Annotated in this window: 22 protein-coding genes and 1 riboswitch; of the genes, 14 read left to right on the top strand and 8 right to left on the bottom strand. The window is 55.9% G+C overall.

Going from position 1 to position 25766, the window contains the following annotated elements:
- The first annotated feature begins 158 nt into the window (after nt 1-158).
- The 8 genes from HP555_RS00905 (at nt 159) to cobT (ending at nt 8530) form a co-directional block, all read left to right on the top strand.
- Nucleotides 159-1421, top strand: coding sequence for a M48 family metallopeptidase (locus HP555_RS00905; protein ID WP_199263345.1), 1263 nt, complete (start codon nt 159-161; stop codon nt 1419-1421).
- A complete protein-coding gene (locus HP555_RS00900) occupies nt 1396-2541 on the top strand; it encodes a DUF2786 domain-containing protein (protein WP_199263344.1) in 1146 nt (381 codons plus the stop codon). Before HP555_RS00905 ends, HP555_RS00900 begins: the two co-directional genes overlap by 26 nt.
- A 116-nt stretch (nt 2542-2657) precedes the next feature.
- The gene (speA, locus tag HP555_RS00895; protein WP_199264458.1) at nt 2658-4559 is read left to right on the top strand and encodes a biosynthetic arginine decarboxylase; all 1902 of its coding nucleotides are present in this window, start codon (nt 2658-2660) and stop codon (nt 4557-4559) included.
- 88 nt (nt 4560-4647) lie between these two features.
- Nucleotides 4648-5082: a CAP domain-containing protein gene (locus tag HP555_RS00890; RefSeq protein ID WP_199263343.1), complete on the top strand. Its 435-nt coding sequence runs from the start codon at nt 4648-4650 to the stop codon at nt 5080-5082.
- 58 nt (nt 5083-5140) lie between these two features.
- Nucleotides 5141-5286: riboswitch (cobalamin riboswitch) on the top strand.
- Nucleotides 5287-5479: 193 nt separating this feature from the next.
- Nucleotides 5480-6043, top strand: a complete 564-nt coding sequence (gene cobU, locus HP555_RS00885) for a bifunctional adenosylcobinamide kinase/adenosylcobinamide-phosphate guanylyltransferase (RefSeq protein ID WP_199263342.1) — start codon at nt 5480-5482, stop codon at nt 6041-6043.
- 6 nt (nt 6044-6049) lie between these two features.
- On the top strand, nt 6050-6829 hold the full coding sequence (gene cobS, locus HP555_RS00880) for an adenosylcobinamide-GDP ribazoletransferase (protein WP_199263341.1): 780 nt from the start codon (nt 6050-6052) through the stop codon (nt 6827-6829).
- Nucleotides 6826-7425: a histidine phosphatase family protein gene (locus HP555_RS00875; protein WP_199263340.1), complete on the top strand. Its 600-nt coding sequence runs from the start codon at nt 6826-6828 to the stop codon at nt 7423-7425. The genes cobS and HP555_RS00875 overlap by 4 nt, the downstream gene beginning before the upstream one ends.
- A 10-nt stretch (nt 7426-7435) precedes the next feature.
- Nucleotides 7436-8530 carry a nicotinate-nucleotide--dimethylbenzimidazole phosphoribosyltransferase gene (gene cobT, locus HP555_RS00870; protein ID WP_199264457.1) on the top strand — a complete coding sequence of 365 codons (1095 nt, stop codon included), beginning with the start codon at nt 7436-7438 and terminating at the stop codon, nt 8528-8530.
- A gap of 275 nt (nt 8531-8805) precedes the next feature.
- Here cobT and HP555_RS00865 read toward each other — a convergent pair whose 3' ends face one another.
- Together HP555_RS00865 and HP555_RS00860 are read right to left on the bottom strand one after the other, a co-directional pair.
- On the bottom strand, nt 8806-9777 hold the full coding sequence (locus HP555_RS00865; RefSeq protein WP_199263339.1) for a hydrolase: 972 nt from the start codon (nt 9775-9777) through the stop codon (nt 8806-8808).
- A gap of 42 nt (nt 9778-9819) precedes the next feature.
- The gene (locus tag HP555_RS00860) at nt 9820-10650 is read right to left on the bottom strand and encodes a nitroreductase family protein (protein ID WP_199263338.1); all 831 of its coding nucleotides are present in this window, start codon (nt 10648-10650) and stop codon (nt 9820-9822) included.
- Between the two features lie 36 nt (nt 10651-10686).
- Between HP555_RS00860 and HP555_RS00855 the strand changes: the two genes are divergently transcribed.
- The gene (locus HP555_RS00855; RefSeq protein ID WP_199263337.1) at nt 10687-11310 is read left to right on the top strand and encodes a hypothetical protein; all 624 of its coding nucleotides are present in this window, start codon (nt 10687-10689) and stop codon (nt 11308-11310) included.
- Between the two features lie 3 nt (nt 11311-11313).
- Here HP555_RS00855 and HP555_RS00850 read toward each other — a convergent pair whose 3' ends face one another.
- Nucleotides 11314-11883: a flavodoxin family protein gene (locus HP555_RS00850; protein ID WP_199263336.1), complete on the bottom strand. Its 570-nt coding sequence runs from the start codon at nt 11881-11883 to the stop codon at nt 11314-11316.
- 328 nt (nt 11884-12211) lie between these two features.
- On the opposite strand from HP555_RS00850, the gene HP555_RS00845 reads away from it, so the two are divergent.
- On the top strand, nt 12212-13141 hold the full coding sequence (locus HP555_RS00845; protein WP_199263335.1) for a beta/alpha barrel domain-containing protein: 930 nt from the start codon (nt 12212-12214) through the stop codon (nt 13139-13141).
- Here HP555_RS00845 and HP555_RS00840 read toward each other — a convergent pair.
- A complete protein-coding gene (locus HP555_RS00840; protein WP_199263334.1) occupies nt 13138-13650 on the bottom strand; it encodes a PaaI family thioesterase in 513 nt (170 codons plus the stop codon). The genes HP555_RS00845 and HP555_RS00840 overlap by 4 nt on opposite strands.
- A gap of 304 nt (nt 13651-13954) precedes the next feature.
- Between HP555_RS00840 and HP555_RS00835 the strand changes: the two genes are divergently transcribed.
- Nucleotides 13955-14704, top strand: coding sequence for a DUF6125 family protein (locus HP555_RS00835; protein ID WP_199263333.1), 750 nt, complete (start codon nt 13955-13957; stop codon nt 14702-14704).
- A 55-nt stretch (nt 14705-14759) separates the two neighbouring features.
- Here HP555_RS00835 and HP555_RS00830 read toward each other — a convergent pair whose 3' ends face one another.
- The 4 genes from HP555_RS00830 to HP555_RS00815 all read right to left on the bottom strand — a co-directional run bounded on the left by HP555_RS00830 (nt 14760) and on the right by HP555_RS00815 (nt 20324).
- The gene (locus tag HP555_RS00830) at nt 14760-16094 is read right to left on the bottom strand and encodes a (Fe-S)-binding protein (protein WP_199263332.1); all 1335 of its coding nucleotides are present in this window, start codon (nt 16092-16094) and stop codon (nt 14760-14762) included.
- A 2-nt stretch (nt 16095-16096) separates the two neighbouring features.
- Nucleotides 16097-17491 carry an FAD-binding oxidoreductase gene (locus tag HP555_RS00825; RefSeq protein WP_199263331.1) on the bottom strand — a complete coding sequence of 465 codons (1395 nt, stop codon included), beginning with the start codon at nt 17489-17491 and terminating at the stop codon, nt 16097-16099.
- Nucleotides 17492-17710: 219 nt separating this feature from the next.
- The gene (locus HP555_RS00820; RefSeq protein WP_199264456.1) at nt 17711-18430 is read right to left on the bottom strand and encodes a FadR/GntR family transcriptional regulator; all 720 of its coding nucleotides are present in this window, start codon (nt 18428-18430) and stop codon (nt 17711-17713) included.
- A gap of 199 nt (nt 18431-18629) precedes the next feature.
- Nucleotides 18630-20324, bottom strand: coding sequence for an L-lactate permease (locus HP555_RS00815; RefSeq protein ID WP_199263330.1), 1695 nt, complete (start codon nt 20322-20324; stop codon nt 18630-18632).
- A gap of 425 nt (nt 20325-20749) precedes the next feature.
- On the opposite strand from HP555_RS00815, the gene HP555_RS00810 reads away from it, so the two are divergent.
- The 3 genes from HP555_RS00810 to pta all read left to right on the top strand — a co-directional run bounded on the left by HP555_RS00810 (nt 20750) and on the right by pta (nt 25761).
- Complete coding sequence (locus tag HP555_RS00810; protein ID WP_199263329.1) at nt 20750-21298, top strand: LutC/YkgG family protein; 549 nt, start codon at nt 20750-20752, stop codon at nt 21296-21298.
- Nucleotides 21298-23439: an L-lactate dehydrogenase (quinone) large subunit LdhH gene (gene ldhH, locus HP555_RS00805; RefSeq protein WP_199263328.1), complete on the top strand. Its 2142-nt coding sequence runs from the start codon at nt 21298-21300 to the stop codon at nt 23437-23439. The genes HP555_RS00810 and ldhH overlap by 1 nt, the downstream gene beginning before the upstream one ends.
- Nucleotides 23440-23637: 198 nt before the next feature.
- Nucleotides 23638-25761, top strand: a complete 2124-nt coding sequence (gene pta / locus HP555_RS00800; RefSeq protein WP_199263327.1) for a phosphate acetyltransferase — start codon at nt 23638-23640, stop codon at nt 25759-25761.
- Nucleotides 25762-25766 lie beyond the last annotated feature (5 nt).

The following is a 25766-nucleotide window of genomic DNA, read 5'->3' as shown; positions in this document are numbered from 1 at the left end:
CTCTTTGTTGAGGTTGTAACCTTGACAGTGCCTGTTTGTCTCTATTTTGTAAAGATCCGTCAACCCCACAATTTAATTGCAGCGTCCACCGATCTTCTGTAAGTGCATCGTACGTCAGTCAGATTGTGTGGCATAAACTTCATGGAACTTCGACAGTCATGAACGGTTATCTTCTTTTTATTCTCAGTGTTCTTCTCGTTGGTTACCTGATCGATCTTGTGGTTGCCCTGCTGAACCTGCGTTCGCTCAATCCCCGGCTGCCGGCCGAGTTTGCCGGGGTGTTTCAACCCGATCAGTATGTCCGCTCCCAGGAGTACACCAGGGTGCAGACCAGGTTTTCACTGCTACAGTCAACAGTCAGTCTGGTGCTGACGATCCTCTTTATCCTTGTCGGCGGCTTTCATTATATTGACCTGGTTGCCCGCAGTTTCAACCTCTCTTCCATTGGTACCGGCCTGCTCTTCACGGGTCTGTTCGGTTTACTGTCAGCAGTTCTCAGTTTGCCTTTTTCCGTTTACTCCACCTTTGTCATTGAACAGCGGTTTGGTTTCAACACCACCACGGTGACGACCTTTGTTCTTGATTACGGTAAAGGGCTGCTGCTGGCCGTTCTTCTCGGCGGCCCGCTGCTGGCGGCTATCCTCTGGTTTTTTGAGTTTGCCGGCACATGGGCCTGGCTCTACTGCTGGGCAGCTGTTGCAACGTTTATTTTTGTGGTGCAGCTGCTGGCACCCGTGGTTATCATGCCGTTGTTCAACAAGTTTATCCCCCTGGACGAGGGTGACCTGAACGAACGTATCACCCGGTATGCAGCAGCCCAGCGTTTTGCCCTGCAGGGTATCTACACCATGGACGGATCCAGACGTTCTACCCGGGCCAATGCCTTTTTTACTGGTTTTGGTCGTTTTCGGCGTATTGTTTTTTTCGACACCCTCATGGACAAGCTGAACACCGATGAGATTGTGGCTGTACTGGCCCATGAGATGGGGCATTATAAACTACGGCATATTCCGGTGATGATGACGCTGTCCATCGCCCAGATGGGGATCATGTTTTTCATTCTCTCCCTGTTTCTGGGCAATCCCGGTCTGTTTGAAGCCTTCAGAATGGAACATCTCTCCATTTATGCCTCTCTGGTCTTCTTTGGTTTTCTTTATGCCCCGATTTCCACTGTCCTTGCCATTGGTTTGAATCTGGTTTCACGACGCCATGAATACCAGGCTGATCGTTATGCCGTGGAAACAGGAGGCGCTGGCAGCGGGGGAGAGGCATTGATTCAGGGCCTGAAGAAGCTGAGTGTAAGCAACCTCAGCAACCTGACGCCGCATCCGCTGCACGTCTTCCTGCATTACAGCCATCCTCCGATACTGGCCCGTATCGGAGCCTTGCGGCGGCTTGGAGCTGCGGGCTCGGGTTCCTGAACAGATGGAAGGTCTCAACAGTCGGCTCCACCTCGCCTGGCTGAACCAGTTGTCACGTGAATATGACGATATCTGTTATCAGTACGGCTTTTCTCTGCAGCCGCCGATCCTGCGCATCAGTCAGAGCCGTACACAACTGGGTAGCTGGCTGCCGGGCAAACGGATTTTGAGTCTCAGTCATTTTCTGATCAGTGCACACCCATGGCGCTTGACCCTGCAGGTGTTCAAGCATGAAATTGCCCACCAGATCTGTGACGAGGTTTTCGGGCAACCTGGTGCAGGGCATGGGCCGCTGTTTCGCCAAGCCTGTACTCAGCTTGGACTTGACGTGTGTTTTCAGCATGCGGCCGCAGACCTGTCGGAGGGGATTCCGGAGCTGGATCAGGGTACAGCGGTGACCGGGCCGGGACGACGAATCGTTGAAAAGGTGCGGAAATTACTGGCCTTGGGGTGTTCGGACAACGAACATGAAGCAGCACTCGCCCTGCAGCGCGCCGGAGAACTCCTCACCCGCCACCAGCTTGATATGGATGCGCTGGCCCGGGAAGAGGGACTGGTGCATCGTACCATCAGCACCGGTCGGCAGAGGCTGGCGGAGCATCGCAAGGTTATTGCCGTTCTTCTGGAACGCTGCTTTGCGGTGAGGGTTATCTGTGCCTCCGAGTACGACCCGCAAGCCGATTGCAGCTACAAGACGATTGAGCTGCTGGGAGCAGAGGAGTCGGTGGCCATTGCGGAACACTGCTACTTTTTTCTTGAAAACCGCCTTGAAGCGTTGTGGCAGACGAACCGTCATGCCTTTGCCGGCAACCGCCGTCTTGCGCGGCGCAGTTACTACCTCGGTCTGCTGGCCGGTTTTGGGCAGACCTTGCAGACAGCAGTAGCCGGAGCTGTTGGACCGTCGGAAGACAGCCGGACAACGGGTACAACTTTGCCGGTAGCACAGAGGCAGCAACGCTTGGCAGCCTTTGTTACCGCCCGGTTTCCCCGCCTGCAGCGCAGGGGTGGCCGGTCAGCCATGGTTCATGGCCCGGCGTATCGTCAGGCAGTGGCTGATGGCCGGGAGATCAGACTGCACCATCCCATGGCCGGCGGAAGTCCGGTGGGTTTGCTGCTGTAAGCGGATTTTACCGGGTGCCGGGGATGTGGTGGGATGAGTGGAAAGCCGGGGAGTGCGGGCAGGGTATGGTGCAGAACAAGTTGGTACAGCGGGGAGGAGTTTGAGTGAACTACACGATGGAACGTTGGAATATTACGAAGTCGTCGGATCTTTACAGTGTGAGCGAATGGAGCGGCGGCTATTTTTTCATAGCTGAAAATGGGGATATGGTGGTTGTCCCTGAACCCGGTGCAACCGAACGTGCCGTGAGTATAGCCGAGGTTGCCAGGGGTATCCGTGAACGCGGTTTCGATATGCCGGTCCTGTTGCGGATCGAAAATATCCTTGACGCTCAAATCACCAGCCTCAATGAAACCTTTCGTTCCGCCATGGCGGAGCAGGGGTATCAGGGGAGCTTTATGGGGGCCTACCCGATCAAGGTGAATCAGCAGCAGCAGGTTGTTGAGAAGATCACCCAATTCGGTTCACGGTATCACCATGGTCTCGAAGCAGGCTCCAAGGCCGAGCTGATTGCCGCCATGGGCATGATGCACGATAAGAAAGCGGTGCTCATCTGCAACGGCTACAAGGATGAGGAGTTTATCGATCTTGGCCTCTATGCAACCAAGATGGGGTTCACCTGTATCCTGGTGGTGGAGATGCCTGATGAGTTGCCGTTGATCATTGAACGGTCAAAGGCGCTGAACGCCAAGCCGATCCTCGGTATTCGCATCAAGCTGTCGGCACAGGCCGGAGGGCATTGGTCGGAATCCGGTGGTGAGCGGTCGATTTTCGGTCTCAATACCAGTCAGCTCATCCAGGCCATTGACCTGCTGGCCAGTGCGGGTATGCTTGATTGTCTTAAACTGGTGCACTATCACCTGGGTTCACAGATCTCCAATATCCGCGAGATCCGGACAGCGGTGTACGAGGCCTGCCGTGTCTACGCCGGTTTGGTCAAAGAGGGCGCCTCGCTTGAATATCTGGATCTTGGTGGTGGCCTGGCAGTGGACTATGACGGTTCGCAGTCCAATTTTCTTTCCAGTCGGAACTATACGCTGAAAGAGTACTGCACCGACATTGTCGAGGCGGTGATGACCTCCCTGGAGACAGAGGAGATACCCCATCCGGTGATCGTTACCGAGTCCGGCCGGGCGCTGGTGGCCTACTACTCGATTCTCCTGTTCAATATTCTGGATGTTACCCGCTTTCACACCGAACCGCTGCCGCTGCGGCTGCCTGAAGATTGCCCGGCTCCGCTTGAATACATGCATCAGGCTCTGCAGGACCTGACGATCCGCAACATTCAGGAGGTCCTCAACGATGCTATTTTCTACCGTGACGAGACCAGGCGGCTCTTTCAAAACGGTCAGATCAGTCTGCGTGACCGGTCACTGGCGGAACAGCTGTTCTGGACCACAATCAGTGAGATCAACCGTCTAGCCAAGGAGTTGAAGAATCCGAATCCTGAGCTCACGGATCTTGATCGGGTTCTTTCCGATTTCTATTACTGCAACTTCAGCGTTTTCCAATCGCTGCCGGATTCCTGGGCGATTGGACAGCTGTTTCCCATTCTGCCGATTCACCGTCTGGATGAGGAGCCGACCCGCAAGGGTATCCTTGCTGACATCACCTGCGACTGTGACGGCAAGATCGATCAGTTTATCGACAAACGCGGGGTCAGGCGGTATCTGCCGCTGCATGAACTCAGACCCTATGAAGAGTACATCCTTGGTGTTTTTTTGGTCGGGGCCTACCAGGAAACCCTGGGTGATCTGCATAATATGCTGGGTGATACCAATGTGGTGACCATCAGCATTCAGGACAAGGGTGAGTTTGAGTTTGTCAGTGAGCAGGAGGGTGATACCGTGGCAGAGGTACTCTCCTACGTCCAGTATGACCCCAAGGGACTTTTTGTCCGTTTCCGTGAAACAGCGGAGCAGGCAGTCCGTTCCGGTCGGATCAGTGCTTCGGAGCGAAGGGAGATCGTCGCCGCCTATGAGGCCGGATTGCGTGGCTATACGTATTTTGAACGATAAATTTTTCCGGGTCGGAGAAACCTCTGTGTCCCCAATGCGTGGCGGACAGGGTGAGCGGGTCCGGCACTGATGATAAAGAGGCGGTACCATGAAGATGACAAAGTGTATACTCGCGGGCGGCATCGTTTTATGCACGCTTCTGCCCATGACGACAGCTGCTGCAGAGAAAACCGGCGTCACACTGTACGGCCGTACTCTTCTTGAGCAGATCAACCTCTACCGCCGCGACAACGGCCTGCACCCGTTGCGGTTTGATGCCAACCTTGTGCATCTGGCTAAAACCCACAGTTTTGCCATGTCCCGGCAAAAGATGATTGGCCATGCCAACTTTGACGACCGTTTTGCACGCTCCGGCAGCCGACTCTGTGTTGAGAACGTCGGGTATAACCATACCACCCCCTTGAAACAGTTTGATGCCTGGAGCCGGTCAAAAGGACATGATCAGAATATGCTGAGTCCGGAGATTACCCGGGCCGGTATCGCTGAAATCGGCAATTACGTCACTTTTTTTGCCTGTAAATAAGGACGATCATCACTGACCGGTCTTTTGCTCCGTTCCATTTGACGCTGTCTTTTTTTGTTGAATTCGGTATAGTGCAGGCCACGCTTCCGCCGGATTGGAAGCGATCCGAACGGAGGAAACGGGTGTGATTCCCGTGCTGTCCCGCAACTGTGATTCCGCTTTGCGGCGGAAAAGCCAGATACTCCTCTGTATGTGCGTCTTCGTGGAAAAAGACAGCGATGGTATGGCGGCAGTCTTCGTTTTTTAAGAGTCTACACCCGACTGAACGGTGACGGTCCGTGCTTTGGCGGCAGGGCACGTCTTTTTTTGAAGTTGGTGGTGCGGGTCCCGGCGGCTGTTGCCTGTGCCGGCAGGTAGGACCTGATATGGTTTTGAACTGACAACGGTATGAGGTGATATGGGACGGATTTTTCTGGTGACTGGTGGGGCACGCAGCGGCAAGAGCAGCTTTGCTGAACAACTGGTGGCCGGTTTTGGTCCGCAGATAGTCTATATCGCCACTGCAAGGCCTTTTGATGAAGAGATGATCGACCGTATCGCCAGGCATCGCCGTCAGCGTCCCTCCTCCTGGCAGACCTTCGAAGCACCGGAAAGGCCCTCAGCTGTGATTGCCGAACAGGGGCGGTGCTGTGATGCCATCCTGCTCGACTGTCTCACCGTGCTGGCCACAAACCTGCTCCATCTCCACCGTATCGACTGGGACCATGTATCCCGCGGTCGGCTGGCCGAGGTTGAGGAAGAGATCCTGGTCGAGATCAAGGCTATTTATACGGCAGCGCAGCAGGGACGGGCTGATCTGGTAGCAGTGACCAATGAGGTGGGGTGCGGCATTGTCCCCGCCTCGCCCATGACCCGATTTTTTCGCGACTGTGCCGGTCGGATCAATCAGCGTCTGGCCGCTGTTGCCGACGAAGTCTACTGGGTGGTTTCCGGCATACCGGTGCGGATCAAGGGTGACTGACGTACTATGCGCTCGTTGATTCTGATGATTCAGTTCATGACCCGATACCCCATTCCTGTGGCGGTTGATTTCACGGCGGTTCATTTTGTGCAGGGTATGAAGTGGATGCCGCTGATCGGGCTTCTGGTTGCCCTGCCGGCGGCCGGCTGTTATGCCGGATTTGAGATGCTGCTGGACAGAGATGTGGCGGTTCTTGCCGCGGTGGTCATGCTCATCTGGATCACCGGCGGCCTTCATCTCGACGGCATTGCCGACACGGCGGACGGTCTTTTCAGCTACAACACCCGGGAACGGACACTTGAGATCATGCGCGATTCCAACCTGGGCGCACATGGTGTCGGCACAATGGTTCTTACCATCCTCAGTAAATTTGTACTCCTGCGCACTGTGCCTGTCGAAGGAGGTGTGCTGGCAGTGTTGGCCGTGCCGGTGCTTGGGCATATGGCTCTGACGTGGCATGCTGCGGTTGCCCGTTATGCCCGTGATGAAAACGGTATCGGTGGTTTTGTCAATCAAACCGGGCTTGTGCATGCGGCAGCAGCCACCCTGCTGTCCGTGATCATCGTTGCCTGTTTACTGTTTCTGTGGAATTTTTCATTGGTCACGGTTCTTGTGGTTACCAGCATTCTGCATCTGTCGACTGCCGGTATGGCGGTGCTCTTTGCCGCCTATCTGACCCGCCGGCTTGGCGGTATTACCGGTGATACCATCGGTGCCACCATCGAACTTGCAGAACTGGTCGGCCTCTTTGTTTTTCTCTTTCTCTGGAAATATCTTCTGTTATGAGCACAGTCAGTCTGTATCTAATTCGTCACGGTGAAACCGAACAAAATAAAACAGGTGTTCTTGTGGGCAGTACCGACACCTCCCTGAATGATCATGGTCGCCGCCAGGCCCTTTCCCTGCGTGAGCGCATCAATGCGTTGCAGGTGGACGCTGTTTATTCCAGCCCTCTTGTCCGGGCTGTGGAAACGGCAACCCTGGTTTTCGGTGACAATGCACCGATCATTACGGACTCAAGCCTGCAGGAGTTTCATTTTGGCGAGTGGGAGGGGATGCATTTTTCAGAAATAGCCAGACAGTATCCCGAAATCTGGCAGACGTGGCTCACGGACTGGGAAAAGACCCGTATACCCGGCAGCGAAAACTTTTTTGCATTCACACATCGTGTTGTCTCCTCGGTTGAAGAGATCGTCCGCTCCCAACCCGGCCGACGCGTGGCCGTGGTTTCTCACGGCGGATGTATCCGCTCTCTGCTGGCTCATTTTTTCTGTGAATCGGTTGGTAAAGGGTACTGGCGTTTCAAGGTTGATAACGCCACGTTAAGCGAGGTTGAGTTCATGGGTGAGCTACCTATTCTTGTCCGATTCAACTATCGGTGAGGGGGGAGCAATGCTGCTGCTGAAGAAGACCCTTGACGCCATCAGACCGACTGACCGATTGGTCATGGCCGCCGCTCAGAAAGCAATTGATTATTGCCTCAAGCCACCGGGCAGTCTGGGTAAGCTCGAAGATATTGCCCGTCAGATTGCGGGGATAACCAGGCAGATCCACAATACGATCTCAAAAAAGGCGATTGTGGTGATGATGGCTGACAATGGGGTCTACACAGAAGGCATTGCCATGTATCCCCAGGATATCACCCGGATCGGAGCTGATTTTGTCACCTCGGGCCGCATGGGGGTGAACTTTCTTGCCAGGTATGCGGGTGCTGACATCATTGCCGTTGACATCGGTATTCAGGTTGACGTTGATCTGCCCAGGGTATTGAACCGGAAGATCCGTTACGGCACGGCTAACTTTCTGCAGGAACCGGCCATGACCCGGGAAGAGGTTATCCGGGCCGTAGAGACCGGGATAGAGGTGACCAATACGGCCATTGATCAGGGGTATGATCTGTTTGGCACCGGAGAGATCGGCATTGGTAACACCACTGCCAGCAGTGCTGTGCTCTATGCCTTTACCGGAGCGCCGATTGAACGGGTTGTCGGTCGCGGAGCCGGTCTGACTGACGAGGCCTTTGAACGAAAAAAAGAGGTGGTGAAGCAGGCTGTGCACCTGCATCGGCCGGATCCGGAAGATCCCCTTGATGTGCTGGCCAAGGTCGGCGGCCTTGATATTGCCGGTTTGACAGGCACCTATCTGGCCTGTGCCGCCCGGCGGATACCGGTGGTCACCGACGGTCTGATCTCCAATGTTGCTGCTCTGGCAGCCATGCGGTTGCATCCCACAGCTGTGGAGTACATGATTCCCTCCCATCTCTCCTCTGAACCGGGTGCCAGATTGCTCCAGGAAGTCACCGGTCTTGAGCCCATGCTGAACATGGATATGCGTTTGGGTGAGGGCACGGGTTGTGCGCTGATGTTTTCCATTATCGAGGCCTCGCTGCGCATGATCGAGGAGATGGGAACGTTTGCCGTTATCGGTAAGTCACGGGAAGAGATCGCCGATACAATCAGGGCCTACCGCGGACAGTTTCCCCGCTAGTTGCCGGAAACGGTGGCCCAGCTGTCTGATAGCAGACTGATTTGACTTCTCCCCTGCCCAGATGTGGGCAGTCTCTGGGCGCCCGGTTGGTGCACCCTTATCTGTTAACGGCCTGATTTTCCTGGTGGAGCGGGATATCTGTTTTGCCATTGACGGCAAGCAGCCCTAGTATGTTGATTGTTTTCGTCGTTTATCCGTCTCTGCCGGCCGATTTTCTGTTCTGCTCGTGTTTCTCCTTGGCCGGCAGCCCCACAAACAATCGTTGTCCAGCCGGGTTATTCGGCGGGTGTCCTATCCTGAGAGTTCTGCAGGAAAAAGGCCGGTGCCAACTGATCGACCAGGTATGTTGTCCGCCAGGGCCAGGTGCCGCGAATAAAGCCCGCGTGTCCGCCATGGGGCAGAAGGACCAGACGCACCCCCGGCCCAACCTGATCCACCCGTGGGGCGGTATGAGCATACATGAAGGGATCGTCCCGGCTGTGGAGGAGTAACGTCGGGGTTGTGATTGTGGAGAGGTAGTTCATTGAACTGCAGCGGCGATAGTAGTCAACAGCTCCGCTGAAGCCGTTAAGCGGTGCGGTGATGTGCTCGTCGTACTGCCGGATCGTCTGAATATCGTCCAGGTTCACCTGCAGGTGCGATGGAGTGTTACGGTATTTCCGCTGATATGCCTGTTTCAATTTGGTAAGCAGATACAGCTGATAGAGTCGCGAACCGCCCTGTTCAAGCCGATCGGCAGCGTCGGCAAGGACAAAGGGGACCGACACGGCCATGGCTGTCTGCAGGAGTGCTGTATCTCCCCGCATGCCCAGATATCGAAGCAGAATGTTCCCGCCCAGCGAAAAGCCGAGTGCAGCGGTAACAGGACGATTGGTGTTGCGAAGGGCGAGCAGGACCTCTTCCAGATCCTCGATCGCGCCGGAGTGGTAGGTTCGTGCCGAGCGGTTGGGTTCGTGGCTGCAGCCGCGCAGGTGCATGAAAACCGGTTGCAGGTTGGCCGCGGCAAGGCATGCCATGGTGGGGAGAGCGTAGTGAGAGTCGAGGTTGCCCTCCAGGCCGTGCAGTAGAAGCACCACCGGGCCTCTGCAGCCGACGATCCGGGTCAGATCTATAAAGTCACCATCAGCCAGATCGATTCGTTCGGTCGTCAGGGGGAGGTCTGGTCGTTTCCGGAACAGTTTCGGCCACAGGGTCTGGATGTGCGGATTGCGGAGCCAGAATGGCGGCTTAAAGGAGACGGACTCCATATCAGGTGGTCTGTCGGGATGCTGATCGGTGCGTGCCCCGCCTCATACCAGGCGGACCCGATTGATCATGACCTGATCGCGCTGTACGGTCCGATGGTATTGCACATCCGGTCGACCGAAGAGCAGCGCATAACTCTTGATGTGGTCTTCCGGGATGTTGAGACGTTGATACAGGTCAATATCGATGGTGGAAATTGCCCAGCGGATCATGGCATTCCAGAGGGTACCGATCCCCATGCTGGCTGCCAGCAGTTCAAAGTAGGTCATGGCAATGATACTGTCGGCATCCGGCGTGGTTATTGTCGAAGGAACTGTGACAATCAGAAGGTGCGGGGCGTTTCGGAAGATGATGTCACGGCCCTTGTCCCAGGCTGAAACCACGTGCCGGAAATAGCTCAGGCCCTGGCTGAGCCGCCTTTCAGCAACCGCCCGACGCAAACCTTCCAGGAGCTCGTGCCGGAAAACAGCCATGGTGGCGGGATCTTCAATCACTGAGAACAGGCACTGCCGGTTGTTCTTGCCGGTGGGACCATTGGCAATGGTGGCGAGCATCTGCTCGATCAGGCCGGGGTCCAGAGGTTCGGGCAGAAAACGACGTGTTGAACGCCGTCCCTTGATCAGGGCGATCATCTGCTGTGCGTTGGGAAGACTCTCCGGCAGGGGCAGTGAATCTTCCGGCTTAAAACCCAAGATGGAGAGGGCGCCGGTGGGGCAGACAGCCAGACAGTGCTGACAGTGAATGCAAAGACGGACCCTGGCCGGATTGAGGGATGGATAGCCGGATTCCATCTGAATGACTCGTAACGGACAATCATCTGCACAGGCTCCACACTGGATACAGAGATCCGGGTTAACGACAAATTGCAGGTCCATGTCTTCTCCTTAAGGTTATACAGGCATGCAGACATCATGCGCTTAACACCGGTTCTGCTCCAGTTGCAGGCTGACCGCGTGTTCTTTTTTGCAGGTGTCTTGGCTGTTGTTCTTCAAGTTCGGATAGTTAGGATGAGTGTGATGGGGGGTGGAAAACCACAGAGTAAACGAATTGCAGCTGTTGGGCCAGGGGTAACTGTCCAGGCATTGGAGCAGGTGCAAGGCGGAGTTGTTGACACTTCAACCCTGATCTACCTGCATCGTCTGGAAGTACTGCCCATTGCCGCCTGCTCCTTTTCTCTTCTGCTCATCCCCGGTGTGGTCAGCGAATACGGCGGTTGTCCGCAGGGCTGCAGGCAGATTGAGAGCGTGTCCACCGGTACAACGGATGAACAGCTGTGTCGGACAGCGCAACTTCTGAAACAACCTGTTCTGTCTGAAGATCGCCGGGTTCTGCAACAGGCAGACGCTCTTGAGCTACCGTTTTACAATACCCTGATGCTGGTGATCGCCCTCTGTATCCGGAATCGGTTGCCGTTCAGCGCCTATCCGGATATCCGTCACCAGCTCTCCACCTTTGCCCGTTACAGTACAGCGGTAATCGGAGTTGGTGATGCGGTGTACGAGCTCGCCCGCCACCGGGTACCACATCCCGGTTAACCGTTACTCCGCCCGCATCAGCTCCCGGGCAAGGACGGTTGCCGCCTGCAGGTACGAATCAACGTCTGTGTTCGGCTGCAGGAGGAGACCGGCAGCGGTCAGCGTGCGAACTGTAAAGCCGTACAGTTCCAGGGTACGCGTATAACGTTCCACAACATCATCGTGGGCGGCGGCCCTGTCCACATGGGTCAGCAGCAGTATTGCTGTCTTGCCCGGCGGCAGTCGGCTGTACGCTTCATCGTCGTCGGTGTCTGTGCGAAGGAGTGACCACATGCGGTCATAAAACGATTTGAACTGACCACAGGTGTCCCCGAAGTAGACAGGTGCGGCAAAAAGAACGATATCAGCGTGGTAGAGCTGATCAAGTGCAGGAGTGGCATCGTCACGGAGTACGCAGCGATCGGAGCGGGTATGGCAGCCTTCGCATCCCTGACAGCCGCGGTACTGCATGGTGTTGAGGGGATATTCGGTGACTGTGGCACCGTAGGCGACGGCAGTGTCGGTAAAGGCCCGGGCGATACGTGCGCTGGTGCCGTTTTTCCGGGCGCTGCCCAGGAGAGAGACGATGTTCAAAAGTTGCCTCCATGGGCTGGGTTGGAGAGTGGCATCCGTTGTGATGAATGAGAAGGTGTCGGATTTTTATTGTACGGTGAATCAGATGATTTTTCCAGGGATTTGTCGGCTACTGTTCGCAGGTGGTTGCAGGTACCCTGATTGTAAAAATGCGTGTGGAACAGGCGTCTGTTTTTTGTCATCTCAACAGGATGAAGACCGCTCTTGACGCAGACGTGAGAGGCTGTACTCCAGCCATACCCGATAATCCTGCATCCTGTTGGATGGTTTCTTTCCGTAAGAGGAAATCATTGCTATTGGGTGCAATGACTTGTATTGATACAGGATCATGAAAGTTGTCTTGCAAGAAGAATCACTATGGGAAGGGCTGCAGACCGAAGGCCGGTTACTGAGCCTGGCGGAGAAACTCGAAATCGTCAGGTTATTGGTGGGTGCCGGTGTGCGCCGATTGCAGCTGGGCGGTTTTGCCAATCCCCGTTCCGTTCCCCAGGCGGCGAATACGGATGCCCTGGCCTCGCTGGTCCGCCAGGAGTACCCGGAGCTGCTCTGCAGTGCCTTTGTGTACAATGAAAAGGGGCTGGAGCGGGCACATCTCTGCGGTCTGCAACGGGTCAGCACCTTTGTGCCGGTTTCGGATACCGACAGCCGGCGGCATGGCGGTCGGCCGATGGACCAGTACCTGAAGGCAGCTGTCCGTCTGATACGATCTGCCGTAGAGGCTGGTTTTGTCGTGCAGGCCGGGATACGCAGTGCTTTTGGCTGTGTTTACGAAGGCGGGATTTCGACGACAGTCATTTTAGAGACAGTCGATCGCCTGGTGGCCGCCGGTGCAACCAGTCTTCATCTGGCTGATACCGCCGGATTGGCTCATCCGCACCAGGTACGGCATTTGGCAGGTGCGTTCCGGGCCGCTTTTCCTGACCGGGAACTGGTTCTGCATCTGCATGATACCCGTGGCCTGGGACTGGTGAACATCTATGCCGGCTACGAGGCCGGAGTCCGGGTGTTTGATGTGGCCGCCGGTGGTCTGGGAAGTTGTATTTTTGTGCAGGGAGCACCTGGCAATGTGGCCACTGAAGACGCGGTGCACCTCTTTGAGGGGATGGGCGTTGACACTGGTATTGATTTAAGCGCCTTTTGCCGGGCGGTCACCACTTTAGAAACACTGCTTGAGCGGCAGTTGCCCGGCCGGATCTGCCGTTCACTGGCAGCCTCTCCCGGTATCAGGACGGAAACTCCGGATCAGCTGTCTGCTTAAGTAGCCCAGTCCTGTTCCAGAACCGGCAGAAACCGCTCCAGGTAGGGCGAACTCATCACCTTCAACCGTACAGCCGTTTTGGCGCTCATGGGGACAAACGTTGCCCGGGAGGTGGCATAAACAGCACCGTCTTCACCGTGGAGCACACCGTTTACCAGCACTTCCCGTTCCGATACTATCTCCTCGATGCTACCGATCACGGTGAGCGGCTGTTCCACCTGTACCGGTTTGAGAAAGGTGACGGTCATGGTTTTGGTCACCCCGATTTTTCTGAGTAAATAAATAACCGACCACCCCATGATCTCGTCGAGAATGGTTGAGACGATACCTCCGTGAGCGGTCTGATCCCACCCTGCCATGGCAGCAGGGATAGAGAGGAACGAATAGACCTGCCGGTCATCGGTGTAGAATTCCATGTGTAGGCCGACGGGGTTGTGCACGCCGCAGCCGAAACAGGTCTGTCCGTCAACATTGACAATTGGTCGTAAGGTGGTGGGATCAACGATCATGATGTATGCCTCCTTGTCTGCCGGATGCCGGTGCATGCTGTCGATGCCGTCGATCTCTCTTCTTCCGCCTTTCTGCCTGACTGGATCGATGGCCTGTTTGTCAGCCTGCCTTTTTTTTCACAAGACACTAAATACCCCGGGAGGTAAAGGATATTCTGCAATAACAGGAGAAGCTCCGGTGCGCTTCGAACAACAGAGCTGACGATCGGTATGGTGAAGAGCGTCTGGAAACCGTTGCACAAAAAAACAGATATCGGTTAGTGAGACCGGGTGGACCATGAACAGCAAACACGGAGGACAGCGGATGAGCAAGACAACCGGGTTGGACAGACAGATCGATCAGGGCATGCTGGTTAAAATGGTGATGGACGGTTTTCATCGGATAATCGTCCATTACGGTGTCTGGTTTGCCGAAGTGCAGCATCAGATCGGTCTGGAAAAGGCTCTTAAAGTTGAGGAAGAGGTGTGGCAGGCAACGTTAGGCAACCAGCTCGACCGCCTCGGCAAGACTCTGGGGTTCTCCACTGAAAACGGTACGCCAGCATTTTTACAGACCATGTCTCAGGAGGCTCTGCTCGATCTGATCGAAAAAATAAGCATCAACTGGTTGGCCAACGACGGTATCTGGTTTCAGGCGGTGGAACAGCGATTCGGCATGGGTGATGCCAAGCGGTGCAACGACACCTGCTGGACCCGGTTTTCTCCCTTTGAGGCCGCCCGGATCAAGAACCTGCTCGGTCTGCCCGACAACGGAGGTGTGGCCGCCTTGAAAAAGGCCCTTGCCTTTCGCATGTATGCCTTTATCAACGAACAGTCCATTGAAGAGGTGAGTGACACCTGTCTGATTTTTTATATGAACAACTGTCGGGTACAGGCTGCCAGAAAACGCAAGGGGCTTGCCGACTATCCATGTAAATCCGCCGGTATGGTGGAGTACCCTACCTTTGCCCGGACCATTGACAGCCGTTTTGTGACGGAATGTGTCGGCTGCCCGCCGGACCCTCACCCGGCAGAGTGGTTTTGTGCCTGGAAGTTCACGTTACAGGAAGAATAACCCGGATTGCCGGGCGGCACAGATCACGACCGCGGCCCGGCATCACCTTGCTGAATCAGTTTTTTTCCCGCCGATAGGACTCAGCCAGCAGGCTGATAAAGTGTGTCACCTCCTGGTAGGCGCCAAAACGATGGACATTGTCGAGCAGCTGCATCATGCAGGCAGGGCAGCCCACGGATACGGTCTCCGCACCGGTCCGGTCGATGTCCTCGGCTTTTTTCCGGCCGATTGTCGAAGCGGTCTGAAAGTGGGTGAGCACGTATGAGCCGCCGCTGCCGCAACAGGTGTCCGGAGCACTCATCTCCCTGAACGTGACGCCCGGGATCAGGCGCAGGATCTCGCGCGGTTCCACCGCCACTCCCATGGATTTTTTCAGGTGACAGGAATCGTGGTAGGTCACCACCTTGTCGATCCGGCCCTGTGGTGCACGCAGCCGGATGATGCGGGTGAGGAAGGTCGAGATGTCATAGGTCTGTTTGGCCCACTTTTCGGCCTTGGGTCCGTAGACCGGGTCGTTTGCCAGCAGTTCGCTGTAGTCGTGCTGCCAGGCACCGCCGCAGGAACCGCAGCCGGTGATCAGGTAGTCGCAGCCGGTGGCCTCGAAGATATCGATGTTGTTTCTGGCCAGAGTGCGGACGGTATCAATATCGCCGTGTACCAGCACAGGAACACCGCAGCAGTTCTGCCCCTTAGGGATATGGACCTCGATGTTGTTGGCGGTGAGCACCTCAATCAGGTCCCGGCCGGCCTCAGGATAGAAGTAATTCAGTGAGTCGCCGGTGAAAAACGCCACGCTGGCGACCGGATTGGTCACCCGCACCACCTCGGGCACCTGTTCGCGCAGCGGCGTACTGTTCAGGCCGGGCAGCTTGCGCTCGGCATCGAAACCAATGGCGCCGCCGGCCAGGGCAAAGGGCGAACGCGGTGAGATTGCCCGACTCTCCTTTTCGCTGCGGAATACGAGGGACTGCATGGTCGCACCAAGGCGCATACCGGCATCAAACAGCTTCGGATGCCTGAGGGTGGAGAAGATCATCTTCTTCAGCCAGGGCAGACCGTTCTTGCGCACCAGGGCGGCACGCAGAGCGAGCATGATACGGTCGAAATTGACCTTGGTCGGACAGTTGATCATGCAGGACTTGCACACCAGGCAGTTGAACGCCATCTCGTAAACTTCCGGGTCGTCCAGTTCGAGGTCACCGTCGAGCACGGCCTGTGCCACAGCGACCTTGGACCGTGTGACCGCGGCCTCCTTCCGTTCCACCCCGTACACCGGGCAGACAGCCATGCAGTTACCGCATTTCATGCACTTGTCGAGTTCTGCGCGGATGATCGCGAGTTCATCATGGTAGGTCTTGTTCGGCCGGGTGGCGGTTGTGGTCTCGGTCATGGTTACACCTCGTGCGCGGGCACCATCTTGCCCGGGTTAAGCAGGTAATCGGGGTCGAGCGATTCTTTGATGGTACGTATCAGGTTGAGGCCGCTTTCACCCAGTTCGTTGCCGAGATAGCGCATCTTGGCCATGCCGATGCCGTGTTCGCCGGAGAGCGTGCCGCCGAACTCAAGTGCGACCTGGAAGATCTCGTCCACCGCCTGGTGCATCCGTGCCATCTCATCTTTGTTGTGCTTGTCGCAGAGGATGGTTGGGTGCAGGTTGCCGTCACCGGCGTGGCCGAAGGTGCCGAGCGCCAGATTGTACTTTTTGCCGATCTGTTCGCAGGCAACGAGCATGTCGGTGATGCGCGAGCGGGGCACAGTGGCATCTTCAAGGATGACCGTGTTGTTCAGCGAGGCCAGGGCGGGCAGGGCGTTGCGCCGCGCGGTCCACAGCTGGTCTCGCTCCTGGTCGGTTTCCGCGGTGCACAGGTCGCCGTGGTTGTCCCGGACCACCTGGATCACGGCCTCAGTTTCGGCCTGGACCAGGTCTGCGGACATGCCGTCCACCTCGATCAGCAGGAGGGCCTCGGCCTCGGTGGGCAGGCCGATGTGAGCGAAGTTCTCCACGGTCTGGATGGTCATCCTGTCCATGATCTCCAGGGTGGCGGGGATGACCTGGGCGGCAATGATGCCGGCCACAGCGTTGCCTGCATCGGCCAGGGTGGAGAAGGCCCCGGTCATGGTGCGGCGGAATCTCGGGGCAGGGATGAGTTTGGCAGTCAGTTCGGTGATGATGCCAAGCGTTCCTTCAGAGCCGATGAACAGGGTGGCGAAGTCGTAGGCCGTGACATTTTTCACCGTCTTGCCGCCGAAGCGGACCTTGTCACCGTTGGCCAGCACCACTTCCATGCCCATGATGTAGTTCTTGGTAACACCGTATTTGAGACCGCGCAGGCCGCCCGAGTTCTCCGCTGCTGAACCGCCCATGGTGGCAGTGGCCACAGTGCCGGGGTCAGGCGGATAGATCAGACCGTGTGGAGCCACGGCCGCGTTGAGGGCACCGATGACCACCCCAGGCTGGACCACGGCGGTGAGGTTGGCCGGATCGACATCAAGGATCCTGTTCATCTTCTGAAAAGAGAGGACGATCCCCTGTTTGATCGGTACCGTGCCGCCGCTCAGGTTGGTACCGGCCCCGCGCGGGTAGATGGGGATACGATGTTTGCGGGCAAAGCGGACGATGGCCTGCACCATGTTACTGTCGGTGGGCAGCACGACCACGTCCGGCATCTGCCGTGGCAGGTCAGCGGTGGCGTCATAGCTGTAAGTCAACCTGTCCATTTTGCCGGTCAGTATATTATCCTGGCCGACCAGTGCTGCGAGTTTTTCCATGATTTCCTTGTCAAGCATACAGTCTCCTTTGCTTCGGGTACCGAAAGGGTCGGTGCTAGGGCAGGCCTCTGGAAGGGGCATTCTTTCTGGTTACTTGTCTTACCAATTAATGTTTGTCACGGTATCTGTCAAATAAAAAATATACCGGATCGACTGGTGCACCGGCGCGACAGGGCCGGCAGTGGTTGTAAGGGGGGTGGGGGGAGCGGAAGGTTGTGGCCTTCCCGGGCCCGTGAATCAGTTGGAGGTGCGGGCTACGTAGGCAACGCTGCGGCGTTCGGCAAAGTCAAGGTGCTGCATCATTATTGCCCGGGCTGACTCCGGGTCACGGCGACGGATAGCCTCCACTATATCAATATGATGATTGAGCAGCAGATCAAAATCTTCACGGGTCAGATAGACGGCTCGCCAGACGCTGCGCTGAAACTCTTTCATGGCATCGAACAGGCTCTGCATCAGGTGCAGCCAGACGATGTTGTGGGTGGCTCTCGCAATGACGAGATGCAGGTTGGCATCCAGGTCTTCGGACGGTACGGAGGCTTCAGTGTTTTTACGCATCGCAGCGATGATCTCATCCATACGACGCAGGTCTTCAGGCAGCGCCCGTTGTGCGGCGTAGAAGGCAGTCCAGGATTCCATGCCTTTGCGCACTTCAATCACTTCCAGAACACGTTCCTGCTGCTGACTGATCAACTCACCAAGAGGCGTCTCACTGGCGGTATCGACCAGTGACTGTACCACTGTGCCGCCTCCCTGGTACGACATAACCAGGCCGATGGAGGCGAGCAGGTTGAGGGCTTCACGTACCGAGGGACGGGAGACACCAAACATCTGCGCCAGTTCCCGTTCCGGCGGCAGCTTGTCACCCGGGGCAAAGTCACCGGCAAGGATGGCGCCACGGATCTGGTCGGCGATCAGATTGGAGATCTTCTTGGCTTTGATCGGTTTAAATTTCATGGGCGGATAGGATGAAGAAATAGATCGATTATCAACTTGATATCTACCTGAATACATTTGGAATTGCAACGTATAAAAAGAGATGCCCCGCCGTTGGTGCGGGCGGGGAGAGATAAAAAGACAGTCACCGATCCCGGCAAGCGGAACAGTTGCCGGGATCGGTGCTGACATGCCTGTACGCTGTTTTCCTGTTTGCGGGTTAATAGGTACCCGGAAACATGATGTAGCAGAAAACAAGGCCGAGAGTACCGACGATCAGACCATAAAGCAGCATCGGTACCGAGTTTCGACGGATGAGGAGCCCTTCCTGGCCGACAAGCCCGACAGTCGCTGAGGCGGCGACGATGTTGTGGATACACACCATATTGCCCATGGCACCGCCCACAGCCTGGAGGCTGACGATGATCTGCTTGGAGATTGCCAGCTGGGTTGCGGTGGCGTACTGGAACTCGGCGAACAGCAGGTCGGATACGGTGTTCGAGCCGGTGATGAAGGCTCCGAGGGCACCGACAAAGGAGGTGAACATCGGCCAGGAGGTACCGGCCATACCGGCCGCGGCCTGCGCCATGGCCAGTGGCATGGATGGCAGCTCCAGGGAATTTTGAGCTGACTGTTTAAAGATTTCCACCATGGCCACTGCAAAGAACATGGCAATGGTCGGGTTTTTCAGGGCCTTGAACGAGTCAGACCAGGTGGCCCTGATCTTTTCCGCGTTCATGCCGTGCAGGAAGATGGTGAGCACGGCCACGAGCATGAAGGGGATGGTGCCGGGCAGGTAGAGGGGTTTGATAGAGTAGGTGACCGACGGGTAGCCGAGAATGGCGTGTACATCAAAGCTGATGCTGTTCAGCCAGGCCTTGAGCGGCAGAAAATTGACCCGGGTGAGCACCAGGATAACGCCGATGAGTACGTAGGGTAACCAGGCGCGGAACTGGCTCATGTGTGCCTTGAACTCTTTATTTTCTTCGGTGGCAATGGTACCGGTCCATTCTTTTTCCCAGGTGGCCTGCGGGCCGAAATCCCAGACCTTCTCCGGCAGGAGGAATCCTCTCTTGGCAGCGGTGACCACCAGGCCGGTGGCGATCAGTCCACCCACCAGGGCCGGGAACTCCTCGCCGATGAGGAAGGCTGTGGCCACGTAGGGCACGGCAAAACAGGTGGAGGCAAAGAGGGAAAATTTCCAGGCACCCAGGCCCTCCAGCCAGGACTTGTTCTTCCCGAAGAAGCGGGTGAGCATCATGTTGACGAACAGTGGCATGATAAAGACCATGGGCAGATGAAAGAGGGCTGCCCATTGGCCGATCGCCTTGAGAAACATGGCGAACGAGGTGATGTCACCGGCCTGACCGGCGGTAATGGCCGCTTCGACCTGGGGTTTGAGGTTGGACAGGCCGAACCAGACCGGGGTACCGACGGCGCCGAAGGTCACCGGGAAGGAGTTGAGGATCAGACAGACCATGGCCGCTGCCAGGGCCGGAAAGCCGAGACTGAGCAGCAGCGGTGCGGCAATGGCCGCCGGAGTACCGAAACCAGCGGCACCCTCGAGAAAGGCGGAGAAGATGGCGGCAATAATGATCACCTGCACTCGCCGGTCGCGACTGATGCCGTGAAAGCCATGGTTAATGGTCTCCATGCCGCCGCTGTCGCGCAGCGTGTAGAGAATGAGAATGGCTCCAAAAACGATGATGAGCACATTGATGGCTCCGCCGAATCCGCTCAGCGTGGAGGCCAGCACAAAGCTCAGCGGCATTTTCCAGACAAACAGACCGGCCAGGGCGGTGACCAGCCAGGCAAGGGGCATGGCACGGGTGGCCGGCCAGCGGAATCCGACCATAAGAACGAGAGCAAGAGCAATGGGCAGCAGGGCGATGGAGGCAAGTAGCGCAAGTGACATTGGGGATACCTCTTATGCTGAAAGGTTGAAGATGTGATGGCAAGAGCTGCGGGCAGTTGTTACCGGACGGCACGATGGATCTGTTGAATCTTGGCTGGGGCGAGGTCTTTGGGGCATGCTGTTTCTCCTTGTAGATGTGAGGCAAAAAAACACGGCTGTCTGTTGTCGTGCAGGTTTTCCCTGAGAGCACAAAGGAACCATAATTTGGTCTTACCAATTATTTTATTCTGCAGAATTCGTCAATATTATTTTTGCATATTGTTGAAAAAAGTATGTTGACATAATGGTATAGGTTAAAATATATTTACTGAAAATGGCAGGTAAAATTATCTTACCAATTTAAGTATGGTTGGTGACCGTTAGAAAACCGGTATCCAGGCGCACGGAGCGCAGCTGCCGGGCCGCACACACAAGAGGAGGTTTGCATGTACGAACAGTTCAAAGCAAAAGCGGAAGGCGTCAGTGCCGAGGTGCACCGTTTTACGACCAGTGCCGACGCATTGGCTTTTCTTGTTGATTTTCTGAAGGAGGAGGGCGTGGCTGATCAGGATGGTCAGTACTGCGTGGTGGCTGCCGGTCCTTTTGTAGACGGCATCGACCATGAGCAGTTAGCTGCAATTCCCGGGGTCTTTTTTGATGTGACCCGGCAACAGGCGGCAGGAGCCAGGGTGGGTATCAGTCAGGTCGACTGGGCTCTGGCTGATATCGGTACTCTGGTTCAGGATGCCACGGCGATTGATAAACGGCTGGTTTCGACCCTGCCGTTTATTCATGTGGCCATGATCGCCACATCAGGCCTGCGTCCCGATATGACGGCATGGCTGACTGATGCCAACCCGAATGATGCCGGCTATCTGGCCATGATCACCGGACCGAGCCGTACCGCTGATATTGAACGGGTGTTGACCATTGGTGTGCATGGACCGGCACGACTGGTCATTTGTTTTGTCGATGAACTGGGGGGGACCAACTGATGCAACAAGAATTCAAAACATCCATTGATCAGGCACTGCACAACGCCAATCTGACCGGGGCGCTGGGTAAGTTTTCCGAAGCCTACAAGGTCAACCGTGCCAAAGCGTATGAAGGTGTTGATTTCGAAGCCCTGCGAGGACGTATCGCCGAGCGGAAAGGGTATGCTGCTGCGCATCTCAAGGAGTTGGCCGCCCAGTTTCAAAAAAATGCGGAAGCCAGAGGGGCCAAGGTGTTCAGCACCAGTGATCCGGCCCAGGTCCGTGAGTATATCCTGCAAGTTGCCCGGGAAAACGGCGTCCAATCGATCGTCAAATCAAAGTCCATGGCCACGGAAGAGATCCATCTCAACTCGTTTCTTGAAAAGGAGGGGATCGAAGTCAATGAGACTGATCTCGGTGAATGGATCATTCAGCTGGCCGGTCAGACACCCTCGCATATGGTCATGCCTGCCATCCATATGACTAAAGAAGAGGTGGCTGATCTCTTTTCCAAAGAGGTGGAGGAGCGCCTCACCTCGGACATCCCCAGACTGGTCAAGGTGGCCCGTCAGGAAATGCGGCCCAAGTTTCTCCGGGCCGACATGGGTATTTCCGGTGGGAACATCGCGGTGGCGGAGACCGGCTCGATTGTGCTGGTCACCAATGAGGGCAATGCCCGCCTGGTTACGTCACTGCCCAAAATTCATATTGCCGTGATCGGTATTGAAAAACTGGTGGAGAAGTTCAGTGATATTGCCCCGATTCTCAAGGCTCTGCCGCGAAGCGCAACCGCCCAGCTGCTGACCAGTTATGTGACGATCATCTCCGGGCAGACTCCCAACAGTGATGGCAGTCTCAAGAATCTGCATATTATTCTTATGGATAACAAGCGGAGCGAGATGGCGGCTGACCCGATGTTCAAAGAGGCCATGCAGTGCATCCGCTGCGCTTCCTGCCTCAACGTCTGTCCGATTTTTCGCCTGGTGGGTGGACATGTTTTCGGCAAGGTGTACACCGGCGGCATCGGCACCATTCTCACCGCCTGGTACGATGAGTTGAAAAGCTCGGAGGAGATTCAGGGGTTGTGCATTCAGTGCGGCGCCTGCAAGGATGTCTGTCCGGGCAAGATCGACATCCCCGGTCTGATCATGGAGATCCGCCGGCGGTTGGTGAAAGAGCAGGGGTTGCCGCTGCTGCATAAATCCATCTACAGCCTCGTGAACAATCGGCGCGTCTTTCACGGTATGCTCCGGGCCGCCTCGCTGGCATCCAAACCGTTTGCCAAAGGAACCAAGTTTATCCGCCATCTGCCGATGTTTTTGGCCGATCTCACCGATGGGCGCAGCCTGCCGGCTATTGCTGCCAAGCCGTTTCGTGATGTGTTCAAAACCATCCGTCAGCCGGCAGGTCTTCCGGAAAAAGCAGTCTTCTATGCAGGCTGTCTGATTGACTTTGCATATCCGGAGATGGGAGAGGCACTGGTCAAAATTCTTAACAAGGCAGGAATTGAGGTGGTCTTTCCCGAGGGGCAGACCTGCTGTGGTGCACCGGCCCGTTACAGCGGCGCCTATGAGGTGGCGGCCAGCAATGCGGTTGACAACATCAAGGCCCTGCTTGCCGATCAGGCTGACTACGTTATTTCGGCCTGTCCAACCTGCACAGTGGCGTTAGATCACGAGTTCATCACCACCTTTGAAAGTTTAGGGGAGCGCAAGTGGCTGCCGCAGGCCAGGGAACTGGCGGCCAAGACCATTGACTTCTCCACCCTGGTGAAGAAACTGGTTGACGAAGGCCGGCTGACCCTCAAGGAGGGACAGCAGCTCGGTAGCATTACCTACCACGATTCCTGCCACCTCAAACGGACCATGCACGCTGACCAGGCACCGCGACAACTGCTGCAGAAGACCGGTTATGAGCTGACCGAGATGTTTGAGTGTGATGTCTGCTGCGGTATGGGAGGATCGTATTCCCTGAAGTTGCCGGAAATTTCCGCGCCGATTCTGCAACGCAAGCTGACCAACATCAAAAACACCGGTGCCCCGGTGGTGGCCATGGACTGTCCGGGCTGTGTGATGCAGATCCGTGGCGGTATGGATCAGGACGGTGCTCCTGTCAAGGTGCGCCATACCGTTGAGATCCTTGCCGAACAGATAGAGGATTGACTGTTGACAACTCTTTCCGACCGCAGGGCCGGTCCTGTACTGCCGGTGATTTGGTTGGAGAGAAGTTCTAAAAGAGGTATACATTGGTGATCCCATAGAACAGTCGTTGATTGAACCGGCTGCCGGTTCAATCACGGCTGTTTTGATGCTCCCTGTACTTTCAACCCGTGCTGAACGGGAAGGTGAGGTAATCGTCCCATGGCAAATAACCTGTATCTGACCGCTGTGGAGGAACGAAGCGGTAAGTCGGCCATCATTCTGGGGGTCATGCAGATGATCCTGAAAGAGATCGGCCGCGCTGCTTTTTTCCGCCCCATTATCCATGACCACGTATTTGGACGCACTGATCATGACCTCAACCTGATGTTGAAGTATTTCAAGCTTGATATCGAGTACAATGACACCCATGCCTACACGTTGAGTCAGGCGCGACAGCTGATCTCTTCCGGTCAGGAAGAGATCCTCTATGAGAACATCCTTAAAAAATACAATCAGCTTGCCTCCAAGTATGATTTTGTTCTCTGTGAGGGGACCGATTTTCACGGCAAGGAGCCTGGATTTGAGCTTGATCTCAACGCCAACATCGCCCTGACCATCGGCGCGCCGATGTTGCTGATTGCTTCGGGCCGCGATAAGACGACCGAGGAAATCTGTACGCATACGGCGATAACCATCGATACCCTGGAGGAAAAGGGGGTTGATATCGCCGGTTGCATCATCAACCGTGCTCCTGACTCCTTTCTCAGGGATACGGCTGTCAACGCCAAATGCCGGGAGCAGTTCGGACGACCTTACCCACTGTATGTCATACCGGAAAACAGGGCCCTTGGCTCACCGACCATTGACGATGTCAAGCGCTGGCTGGGGGCGGAGGTGCTTTACGGTAAACCCAGTATGCTCAATCTGGTGGATAATTATCTGGTTGCCGCGATGCAGATCAGCAACTTCCTCTCCTATTTGAAGGAGGGCAGCCTGATCATTACCCCGGGTGATCGTTCCGACATCATCATCGCCAGCCTTGCCAGTCGTATCTCCTCGGCATATCCGAATATCTCCGGGATTCTAATCACCGGCGGTATTGGCCTCAGTCCGAGTGTGCAACGGCTGATCCAGGGGTGGGCAGGCATACCGGTGCCGGTTCTTTTTGTCGAGTCACACACCTACGATACTGTTCAGAGTGTCAACGAACTCTACGGCCGTATTGAACCCACCGATACCAAGCGCATCAGCATGGCGCTCGGGTGGTTTGCCAAATATGTGAATACGCCCGACCTGACCAAGCGAGTGGTTGCGAAACGGTCAGTCAAGATTACGCCGCGGATGTTTGAGTACTCTTTAGTGGAAAAAGCCGCGCAGAACCGACAGCATATCGTCTTACCTGAGGGGCTGGGAGAGCGCATCCTGACGGCCGCGGATATGATCTTAACCCGCGGTATTGCTGATATCACCCTGTTGGGGTCGGAAGATGAGATCCGAACCAAGGCATCCATTCTCAGTCTCAATATTGATGGGGCCAGGATCATCGACCCGGTCAAGTCTGCACATTACGATGAGTTTGTGCAGAGCTATTTTGATATTCGCAAGCACCGGGGCATCGTGATGGATGTGGCCCGTGACCGTATGTCGGACCCGACCTATTTCGGCACCATGATGGTGCATAAGGGGCTGGCTGACGGTATGGTTGCCGGTTCGATCACGACCACAGCCCAGACCATCCGGCCGGCCTTTGAGTTCATCAGGACCAAGCCCGGCGTATCGGTTGTCTCTTCCATCTTTATTATGTGCTTACAGACAAAGGTGCTGGCCTTCGGCGACTGTGCTGTTGTTCCGAATCCCGATGCCCGACAACTGGCTGAGATTGCACTCAGCTCGGCGGAAACTGCCCATATTTACGGTATTGAACCCCGGGTGGCCCTGCTGAGTTATTCAACCGGGCTTTCCGGCTCCGGCCAGGATGTGGACAAGGTGGTCGAAGCCACGGCCATTGCCAGGCAGATGATGGCTGAACGCGGTCTTGATTTTCCATTGGAAGGACCACTGCAGTACGATGCCGCCTTTGATCCGGAAGTGGCTGCTTTGAAGTTACCGGACTCACAGGTGGCCGGACAGGCGACAGTGTTCATCTTTCCCGATCTGAATACCGGCAACAATACCTATAAGGCGGTGCAGCGAGCCGCCAATGCCGTTGCCATGGGGCCTGTTCTGCAGGGACTCAACAAGCCGGTCAATGATCTCTCCCGTGGTTGTACAGTACAGGATATCGTGCATACCGTTGCGTTGACCGCTATTCAGGCCCAGGTGGGCAAACAATCCATTCTCTGAACATT

The sequence above is a fragment of the Desulfobulbus oligotrophicus genome (assembly GCF_016446285.1).
Taxonomy (GTDB): domain Bacteria; phylum Desulfobacterota; class Desulfobulbia; order Desulfobulbales; family Desulfobulbaceae; genus Desulfobulbus; species Desulfobulbus oligotrophicus.
The sequence above is the reverse complement of the archived record's forward strand: the minus strand, read 5'-3'. Positions and strand labels throughout refer to the sequence as shown.

Excerpts from the sequence above, each read along its gene's own strand:
- HP555_RS00830 (WP_199263332.1), bottom strand. The coding sequence starts at position 16,094 with ATGACCGAGACCACAACCGCCACCCGGCCGAACAAGACCTACCATGAT.
- speA (WP_199264458.1), top strand. The coding sequence starts at position 2,658 with ATGGAACGTTGGAATATTACGAAGTCGTCGGATCTTTACAGTGTGAGC.
- cobT (WP_199264457.1), top strand. The coding sequence starts at position 7,436 with ATGCTGCTGCTGAAGAAGACCCTTGACGCCATCAGACCGACTGACCGA.
- HP555_RS00875 (WP_199263340.1), top strand. The coding sequence starts at position 6,826 with ATGAGCACAGTCAGTCTGTATCTAATTCGTCACGGTGAAACCGAACAA.
- HP555_RS00815 (WP_199263330.1), bottom strand. The coding sequence starts at position 20,324 with ATGTCACTTGCGCTACTTGCCTCCATCGCCCTGCTGCCCATTGCTCTT.
- ldhH (WP_199263328.1), top strand. The coding sequence starts at position 21,298 with ATGCAACAAGAATTCAAAACATCCATTGATCAGGCACTGCACAACGCC.
- HP555_RS00860 (WP_199263338.1), bottom strand. The coding sequence starts at position 10,650 with ATGGACCTGCAATTTGTCGTTAACCCGGATCTCTGTATCCAGTGTGGA.
- HP555_RS00865 (WP_199263339.1), bottom strand. The coding sequence starts at position 9,777 with ATGGAGTCCGTCTCCTTTAAGCCGCCATTCTGGCTCCGCAATCCGCAC.
- HP555_RS00845 (WP_199263335.1), top strand. The coding sequence starts at position 12,212 with ATGAAAGTTGTCTTGCAAGAAGAATCACTATGGGAAGGGCTGCAGACC.
- HP555_RS00855 (WP_199263337.1), top strand. The coding sequence starts at position 10,687 with ATGCGCTTAACACCGGTTCTGCTCCAGTTGCAGGCTGACCGCGTGTTC.
- HP555_RS00840 (WP_199263334.1), bottom strand. The coding sequence starts at position 13,650 with ATGATCGTTGATCCCACCACCTTACGACCAATTGTCAATGTTGACGGA.
- cobS (WP_199263341.1), top strand. The coding sequence starts at position 6,050 with ATGCGCTCGTTGATTCTGATGATTCAGTTCATGACCCGATACCCCATT.
- HP555_RS00820 (WP_199264456.1), bottom strand. The coding sequence starts at position 18,430 with ATGAAATTTAAACCGATCAAAGCCAAGAAGATCTCCAATCTGATCGCC.
- pta (WP_199263327.1), top strand. The coding sequence starts at position 23,638 with ATGGCAAATAACCTGTATCTGACCGCTGTGGAGGAACGAAGCGGTAAG.
- HP555_RS00905 (WP_199263345.1), top strand. The coding sequence starts at position 159 with ATGAACGGTTATCTTCTTTTTATTCTCAGTGTTCTTCTCGTTGGTTAC.
- HP555_RS00890 (WP_199263343.1), top strand. The coding sequence starts at position 4,648 with ATGAAGATGACAAAGTGTATACTCGCGGGCGGCATCGTTTTATGCACG.
- HP555_RS00835 (WP_199263333.1), top strand. The coding sequence starts at position 13,955 with ATGAGCAAGACAACCGGGTTGGACAGACAGATCGATCAGGGCATGCTG.
- HP555_RS00810 (WP_199263329.1), top strand. The coding sequence starts at position 20,750 with ATGTACGAACAGTTCAAAGCAAAAGCGGAAGGCGTCAGTGCCGAGGTG.
- cobU (WP_199263342.1), top strand. The coding sequence starts at position 5,480 with ATGGGACGGATTTTTCTGGTGACTGGTGGGGCACGCAGCGGCAAGAGC.
- HP555_RS00825 (WP_199263331.1), bottom strand. The coding sequence starts at position 17,491 with ATGCTTGACAAGGAAATCATGGAAAAACTCGCAGCACTGGTCGGCCAG.